Source organism: Spirosoma pomorum (genome assembly GCF_054776615.1).
Genome location: NZ_BAAHBP010000027.1, coordinates 429,034 through 437,469, shown reverse-complemented (window position 1 = coordinate 437,469; position 8,436 = coordinate 429,034). Strand labels below are relative to the sequence as shown.

At 50.4% G+C, this 8,436-nt stretch carries 7 protein-coding genes; 4 read left to right on the top strand and 3 right to left on the bottom strand.

The window, feature by feature from the left end:
* Positions 1–14 precede the first annotated feature (14 nt).
* From ACYVAD_RS17345 to gldC, 3 genes are all read right to left on the bottom strand, one after another.
* Positions 15–242: a hypothetical protein gene (locus ACYVAD_RS17345; RefSeq protein ID WP_461140771.1), complete on the bottom strand. Its 228-nt coding sequence runs from the start codon at positions 240–242 to the stop codon at positions 15–17.
* Between the two features lie 186 nt (positions 243–428).
* Positions 429–1,649 carry a thioredoxin family protein gene (locus ACYVAD_RS17340; protein ID WP_461140770.1) on the bottom strand — a complete coding sequence of 407 codons (1,221 nt, stop codon included), beginning with the start codon at positions 1,647–1,649 and terminating at the stop codon, positions 429–431.
* A gap of 45 nt (positions 1,650–1,694) precedes the next feature.
* Positions 1,695–2,045, bottom strand: a complete 351-nt coding sequence (gene gldC, locus ACYVAD_RS17335) for a gliding motility protein GldC (RefSeq protein ID WP_461140769.1) — start codon at positions 2,043–2,045, stop codon at positions 1,695–1,697.
* Positions 2,046–2,537: 492 nt separating this feature from the next.
* Between gldC and ACYVAD_RS17330 the strand changes: the two genes are divergently transcribed.
* The 4 genes from ACYVAD_RS17330 to ACYVAD_RS17315 all read left to right on the top strand — a co-directional run bounded on the left by ACYVAD_RS17330 (position 2,538) and on the right by ACYVAD_RS17315 (position 8,150).
* On the top strand, positions 2,538–4,388 hold the full coding sequence (locus ACYVAD_RS17330) for a hypothetical protein (RefSeq protein ID WP_461140768.1): 1,851 nt from the start codon (positions 2,538–2,540) through the stop codon (positions 4,386–4,388).
* 182 nt (positions 4,389–4,570) lie between these two features.
* A complete protein-coding gene (locus ACYVAD_RS17325) occupies positions 4,571–5,122 on the top strand; it encodes a CAP domain-containing protein (protein ID WP_461140767.1) in 552 nt (183 codons plus the stop codon).
* A gap of 589 nt (positions 5,123–5,711) precedes the next feature.
* The gene (locus tag ACYVAD_RS17320; protein ID WP_461140766.1) at positions 5,712–5,891 is read left to right on the top strand and encodes a hypothetical protein; all 180 of its coding nucleotides are present in this window, start codon (positions 5,712–5,714) and stop codon (positions 5,889–5,891) included.
* Between the two features lie 75 nt (positions 5,892–5,966).
* The gene (locus tag ACYVAD_RS17315) at positions 5,967–8,150 is read left to right on the top strand and encodes an Ig-like domain-containing protein (RefSeq protein WP_461140765.1); all 2,184 of its coding nucleotides are present in this window, start codon (positions 5,967–5,969) and stop codon (positions 8,148–8,150) included.
* Positions 8,151–8,436: the final 286 nt, after the last annotated feature.

Below are 8,436 nucleotides of genomic sequence, written 5' to 3'. Positions count from 1 at the left end.
GGCCAACAGCCAGATCATGTTACAGCGTATCGAAGATCATTACCAAACTTAATTCCCCAACACGTTCTTAAACTTCTATTACTTCCTTTCTTGATCCAGTCTTCCCATACTAATCGGAGGGCTGCTCGCTCCTGAATATCAACTAAGCAGGCAGCTACGGCACGAACAATTGTCGATTTTCCAGAACCATTATCACCAATCAATACATGCCATCCAGCTTCCTCTCCTTTAGCAAAATTCATTTCGAATCGTTCGATCGAGCGAATGTTTTCGATTTTTATACTTCGGATGTACATATTATCAGGAATATTAATACCAGTTTAAATCTCTATCACAATTCTAATCTTTCAGAAATTGTATATTGAATATATAAGAAAAGCGACTGCATTTTATTTAATATACAGCCGCTTTTCTTACCTCCTAAAAATTCACTTTAATTTACCCATCTGCTCAACGTTCCGCCTGGTATCCGACCGGCTGGCCTGTGCCTGTTCCATCGCCTTCTGAGCCGCTTTCTGCGCGTCGGTGGTTTTCCCACCCCGGCGATAGGCTTCAGCTAATTCATAATATAGATCAGCTTGTTCTTTGGCGTTTGGCTTCAGCGCCAGGCCTTTGTTTACCCATTTAACTACCGTCGGCACGTCGGTATCATCAGGGCTGTTGCGGTTAAACAGGCGGGAGATATAAATGTACTCCGGTACACTGAATGCATTGGCGTTTACCTGCTTATCCATACGGTCGATCGCTTTAGCGGTCTGCTTCGCCCGGAAGAACGCATTTACTTCGGGCAGCAACGTCCGATTGGCGGCCACTTTTGGATCAATACCCACCTTTGCCAGCTCCTGCCGAATTTCAATGATCTTCGCGGCTGGATATTGCGCTCCCCGGCTGCTGTACAGCGACGACATCAGGATATTTTCGGCAACCTGCTGCGTTGGCTGGGCGCCATACGCTTTACGGTAAGCATCCAGATGCCCGAGCATGTACTCGAAAATCGGGTTTTCGTAATCCAGCACTAGTTTCTGCAACGCCAGCCAGTTTGTCTGACTTGCGTACGTAGCGGGCTGCTGCTGCCGGGCGTACTCATTCATGGCCGCGATATTAGCCGTCGTGTCCTTCGTGATGCGAGCAAACATCGCGTAATCGATCAGGAAGTTGGGATTACGTTCGCCCTGCTGAAATCGCGCTTTCATGGTTTGGCTCCGGCTAGCGGGCGTAATGGCGTTCGTACCGTGCCGGATCACTTCGTCGGTCGAGTTGTTGCTCATCGCGAAGTGCAACAGGTTCTGTTTGGGATCGAAGTACAAAAACAGGGGCAACGACGGAATGAACAACTGTTGCTTGGTCAGAAACGTCTGCGTGGTGGGTAACGCGATGTCCAGTTTGGTGCTGACAAATTTGTCATTATAGAACTTCCCAACCCGGCTATCGGCCAGCGTGGGCACAAAGCTCTGACACACGTGACAGGTTGGCGAAAAAATTTCTACGAACACCGGCTTGCCTGTCCGCCTGGCTTCTTGAAATACACGATCGATGGGTAAGGCCTGGAAACTAATTCCTCCCGGCTTAACAGGTGACTTTTTTTGCGCCAGTGCGGCAGTTGCCAGGGTCACACTGGCTATACAAAGCAGGATGAGAAGTTTCTTCATACACAAAGGGAGATCGTTCTAATTGTCACGTTCCCGGACCTGAATTTATTGTTGTTGCTGCTGTGCTTTAATTTCTTCCCGGAGTCGTTTGCTCAATGCATCGCACGTTTTCTCGATGTCCGTAGCCATCTGCTGGTCTCCCGTGGCGTTCCGGGCGGTATCGGCAATGCCGCTCATCATTTCGATCAGAAAGCGCTTCATGTCCACTACTTCCATCTCTTTCGTCCACAGATCAATTTTGAGCGTGCTGTTGTGGTAATGATCCCAGAGTGCAATCGCAATCGCTCGTGTATCGCTCAGCCCTTCGTTTGGGTTATCGGTAGCATCCCAGTAGATTTTCTCGGGGACACTCTGATTATCTAATTCAATGGAGAAGTTAATTTCTGATTTTTTCATAGAGACAAATTTACGTAGCCTCGTCGGAAACCTATATGATACGTCTCACCTAAATCCGAATTCATCGATACGTCTCTCCACTCGCTTTACGTCCGTTATCGTTTTCAACTAGGGTTGTTTTGCCCAAAAGTACCCGGGGTACACTTTCAGGAGGCAGTACAAATATGCTTAGCTTAGTAAGTTTCGAACTAGAGAGGGCAGGTTGTTTGTAGGTGCCTCGTTTCAAAATTAGTCAATAGTCTCGGCTGACGAGAGAGATAAGGGACCTCACAAGACTACAGGATTTTAACGATTCACAATCAGTGCATGCAAAAGTTTAACGTACTCGACAAACGCAGCGGCTGCATCCTTTAGTCAGAATATTTTATAGCCCCACCCCTGTTATCGTCTTATATAATAGACAATTAGATGGAACCATATGTAGAGAATTTTCTAAGTATTTAATCTTGAGTATTTAGTAAATTTAGAAACAAAGTCACCCATTACTCGACGATGTTTCGGTTTTTTTTACTGTCTGTTCGTTTCTTATTCCTTATTGTTTGCTTATGGCCGGGCCAGGCTGTATCTGGAACAGCGGATCCTGGTCATACGAATTTTCTGCTTTACTTAAAGCAAGCCACGCCCGACAACCGGGTGATTGGCCTGCTCAACTATTTCGACACCTGCGTAACGATTATGCAGGACTCTACACGAGCTAGTTGGCTCTTGAATCAGATTGACGCGCTGGCCAAACAGGCAGACGACCCTCGACTCAACCGGTACAGCTGGCTTGTCCGTAACACCCACGCTAAACACAACCCTACCCTCACCAACAAACAAAAGGCCGCGCTTTTTCTGGCGACGGGGCAACAGGCTGAAGCTGCTGATGATCCGGAAATTGCAGCCGTTTGCCATCACTTAGCCGGGCAGTATTATTTTCTGAACGAAGAGTACGGCCGGTCTTTTGAGCATCTGCTGGCCGCCAACCAAACGTTTCGTCAACTTGGCTACAAACAGGTTCCCGGCATCAGCCGGTATCTTCACGAACTGGCCGCCCGCAATTACCATTTCAAAGAATACAATAATGCCATTGCCCTACTGATCGAGACGGCCCGCTATCCTATCTATAACCCCCGAATTGCTTTTCACACGTTCAACACGTTAGGAATGGTATATACCAATCGGGGCCGGGAAACAAACCGGCCTAGTGATGGCCCACTATCCGAACGGGCCTTCTCCAAGGCGATTCAGATAGCATCTGTTTACAAAGATTCGTTGTTAATCGGCATAGCAGCTGGTAATCTGGGGACTCAATATGCGCTCCAGAACCGATGGCCGGATGCATTACGTTCCTTCAAACTGGCGCATGAGCTGACCCGTCGCTTTGGCGATCAGCGTGAATTGCCAGTCGGCGATGCCCTGCGAGTCGCGAATGCGTTTTTTCAACTAGGTCAGTCAGACAGTTGTCGCTATTATCTGGTACTGTCAGAAAACTACCGAAGGCAGAAACTAAAAGACAATCGTAGTGACGGTATAGATGACGAATACGACCGGATGTATTACTATAACGTCGCCCGGCGCTATCACCAGGCCAGGGGAGATATAGCGATGGCTTATCAGTACTCAGACAGCGTTATTACCCTGAAGGACCGTATCAACAAGCGTTACAATGCCCAACGCATGTCGCTGGTGAACCAGAAGTTGCTGATTCAGAAACACCAGTCAGATGTGGACGTCCTCCAGACCGAAAACCAAACCCAGCAGACCTGGTTCTGGGCCATAGGTGGAGTTCTAGTCTTAATGGCGGGATTATTTTTTCGACTCTACCAACTGGCCAGGCATAAACGACGGCAGGAAACGGTCCTCAATGCCGAGCGCGAAAAATCCTTACGCCTGGAAAAGCAGTTGGTTGAAGAGCAGCTTCAGCAGGCTACCACTGGCCTAAACGAGTTTATGGAAAACCTGCGGGAGAAAAACGCTCTTATCGACGCCATCTCGGCTGAACTGGCTCAACTCTCGTCCGTCGGCACTGTAGGAAAGGCTGATACACCCCTACTGGAAGCTCAGCAGCATTTGCTCGGCTCAACCCTACTGACCAACGATGCCTGGTACGAGTTTCGCGAGCGTTTTAACCGGGTACATCCTCATTTTTTCGAGCAGCTTCGTCAGCAGTTCTCGGGTATTAGTCCCGCCGAAGAACGCCTGCTGGCCTTGTCAAAACTGCGAGTGGATACCCGGCAGATGAGCCGGATGCTGGGTATCTCGCCCGACTCCATCCATAAGACCCGATACCGGCTGCGCAAGAAACTCGGGCAAAACGGCCAATCCTCACTATTGGAGTTGCTCAACGAGGCTCCGAGATAGACACTTTAATATCTTATTATCAATCACTTATACTTTTGTCCAGATGTTTGTCCAGACGCTTTTTTAGGCCTTAGGATGCGTGTATGCTTGTTTTGATCCGTCAACTGATCCGATAGACAAACGTTGTGCTCAGGAAACACCCCGGTAGCCGGGACATTTTCACTTACAAAACAACCCATATCATGCAAGTCAAACATTACTTATCCATTTCGTTGTTGCTAGCCGCTCTGGCCGCCTGCCAAACGAGCCCCGAAGTCGTTGTCCCTCAATTGTCCCCCCAGGCAGGGGCAAGAGCAGGTGCTTCGCCATTCACCACCCAGAGAATCGCCAATATGCGTAAATATGTCCTAGACGAGCTCAATTATCAGAGAAAATTAAAACCAACGCTTAACTTACCAACGCTTACCTTAAATGACAAACTCAATACCGCAGCCCAGAAGCATGTAAACTATATGATTGCGGCAAATACAACTAGCAATACAGGCAGTAACAGCTCTACGCCTTATTCGCGAGTAACAGCGGAAGGCTACACGCCGGGACAATCAGCTGGAACTAGGTTATTGGAACAATTCAATGGTACTTACAAGGCTGACGCAGCAGAATTAGTCGAACCATCCAAACCTTCCAAACCTTCCCCAAAAGACTATAACATTGCGGATGGAAGCTATAGTGCGGCTATGGCAAGCTATTACAAGGCTCTGGCAAGCTATAATGAAGCTATAAAAAACCAATAAAGAACAGATAAATTAATTGCCCAAAGAAAGGTCTATAATAGTCTTTATAGTCAAGGGTTATTCCCGCAGGTATTGAGTAGTAAATACTACACCGAAGCGGGTGTTGGTTTTGACTACAATGCTAAAACCAATAAATACGTATTTTCAGTTATTTTAACTGCTCCTAAATAATCTGTATGTGTGTGTACAAGGCCATCCATCCGAGCAGGATCCGGGGGCAGATGGCTTTGTACGCCTTACCGGTTGCCAATCTGGTAGCCGTTGCCTGGGTAGATCATCGCCAGACTGTTTGGCTTCCAGCCGAGTCTGACCGGCCTAAAGGACGAGTGAGTATTCTATCAATTGGGTTACTCGGTCACTCTGTTTCAGGGGTTCGAATTGGACGTTATTTCCTTACCAGGCCCCTACAAACCCCGTTACCAGCTACGAGGAATGCCTGCTCTCCTCAATTTGAGGAAGTGATAAGGCCAGCAAATATCTTCTCATAATCAGTCGATTATAGTTTTTTCCAGACGTTTATCCAGACGCTTTTTTGAATCTTGGAGCGGGAATGGGTTTGTTTTGGTGGTCAATACAGCCCCATAGACTCATGAAACACTTCTTTACTTTATTCGGGGAAACCAGCCAACCTGCTTTTAAGCTTCCTACTGTTCTGTCTAGGCCCAAGCGCAAAGTTCAGCGCTTTACGTCACGCCAGGCGGAGGGAGCAACCAAACAGACTCCTCTTGGACCAACGCCCTGTCCGGCCGTGCCCAGCGGGGTGCGTTAGCCACGGCCCCCAGCGGCACTACGGTGTCGAAAGGCCAATGTATTTACTGTTTTAACCCCAACTTTTAACCCGCTTATGAAGCATTTTTTTACCATCTATCTGCTGATGTTAATAGTAGGCGTGTCTGGACAGGTTCTGGCGCAGTCCGGACCGAATCAACCATCCGCTGAAAAGACTACCGCTGTCGCTATCCCGGATAATCTTTCCGTGGGACAGACCGCCAATATCATCGTTACGGCGATAGATGTGGCTGGTAATCCTGTTGTCGGGGCCACGGTTACCGTCAAAGACGAAACAGGCAAACAGGTTGGGACTGCTCCTACTACCTCTACCGGGTTGTCATTTATACCGGTGACCTCCAACGTGCCGGGCACGCGCACCTACACAATACAGGTGGGGAACACGACCATCAATGCCAAACCATCGATTGTGTGGAAACCTGTCGAATTCATCACCGATTTTAAAGCCAATCCTAACCCTGTCTGTGCCGGTCAGCGCATCCAGTTCACCGCCACATTAGGCCTCGTCTCTTCAAGCTACAGTTACACGCTCGCTAACGGTAGTACCATTCTCCAAACGGGGACAGGAACCTCCACCGCGTTTGATCAGAGTGTACTGGCTAGTGGTCTGGGAAATCAGAACTTTACGCTGACCATCATCTCCGGTGTCCAGACGACCAAGAATACGGTAGAGGTAACCATCAACCCCTTGCCTATTGTCTACGAAGTAACGGGTACAGGACCCTACTGCGGTGGTGGAACCGTGGGCCTCTCAGGTTCCAATACCGGACTCAACTACCAACTCCTACGCGGGGGGAGTACCTTGGGTGACCCGATTGTCGGAACAGGGAATGCTCTAAGCTTTACGGCCCTAAGCAACTCAGGCACTTATACCGTTCAGGCTACCAACCCTAGCACAGGCTGTAGTCAGACAATGAGTGGATCAGCTATTATCGGCGTCAATTCAAATCCTACAGCACCAGCGACTCAGAATACGACCTACTGTCAAGGCGTTATGGCCAGTCCTCTGTCGGCTACTCCGGTAATGAATGGCACGTTGACCTTTTACACGGTATCCAGCGGTGGAACACAGTATACTACTTTGACACCTTCGACTCAGAAAGGCGCTAATTACTACGTCAGTCAAACGGTAAATGGATGCGAAGGGCCACGAGCCCAGATTACAGTCACCATCAATACGCTCCCTACGGTTAGCATTAGCCCCTCCATGACGGCCATCTGCGCCGGACAGACTGCTACGTTCTCCGCCAGCGGAGCAAGCGCTTACCAGTGGCGGGGACCCAACGGCTTTACCAGCTCGGCTAACCTCATCACCGTCACCGCCCCCGGTACTTACTCCGTAACCGGTACCAACCTGCAAAGCTGTTCGGCAGCGGCCACCGCTACCCTCACCGTCACCCCCATACCCACTACTCCCTCCCTCAAAACCCCGACCAACCAACCCGGCCAGCTCTATCCCGAGGGTAAAAGCAACATCACCCTGCCCCAGTACTCGGGTACCGTCACCCTCATCGGCGGAGCTTGCCCCGGCGGCACCATCCGATGGAGCGGACCCAACAACACCAGCGGTACGGGCAACATCACCCTGCCCACCAACCAGACCGGCACCTTCGTCTACCAGGCCATCTGTCAGATGGGGCAGTGCACCAGCCCCCCCACCTCCGCCACCATCACCGTTATCAAAGACAAGCTGCGAGTGGTGCCCCCCCTCTTCGACTGCGCCACCAATCAGCTCACCCTGCGCACCACCGGGGGCAACGGCAAACCCGTCGAGTACCACATTGCCTCCATCACCAACGGCTGGAGCAGTGCCAACCCGTTGGTTGTATCGAGCAAGGACTTCCGACGCGACTTCGACATCGACGCCCGTCAGAAGGAGAGCGACAACACGGGCTATGACAAAGCTCAGGAGCTGGACGACTACGAACTGCCCCGCTGCGGGGGCGCTCGTCTGGCGACGATGGAGGAGATAGTGGAGGTGCCCCTGAGCGTCAAGGTGCTGGGTAACCCCGTGCAGGGCGGTGAGTTGTCGGTGGAGATCCGGGGCGAGCAGGGCCAGCCGTTACAACTGACGCTGACCGACAGCCAGGGTCGGACCGTGGTTGAGCAACAGCTGCCCCGAGCCGAAGCGTTGGAGCACCGCCGATTGGGCGTGAGTTCGCAACCGGCGGGTATGTACTTGTTGCAGGTGAGCACGCCCAGCCAGCGTCAGAGCGTCAAGGTGCTCAAAGTTGACTAAAGGACTGGCAGACAAGCGATTAACTAATCAAAGATAAGAAAAGGATAATCGTGGGGCAAAATGGTATGATCAGGCTAGAAATGGCACAATCGTATTGGCGTTTGGGGGTGAGCATGGATGACCTTTGTGCCGAGAACGGCAATTTTCACGACACGATCTAACAGCCCCACCGGGTGGAAGTTCTGTCCCCATTATGCTGTCGTTTTACGCTTGATTAGCAACAAGGCGGGACAGTAGCCTGATCCCAGTCGTGGCTTTAACGCTACTAATTCAGTTGAAATACCCA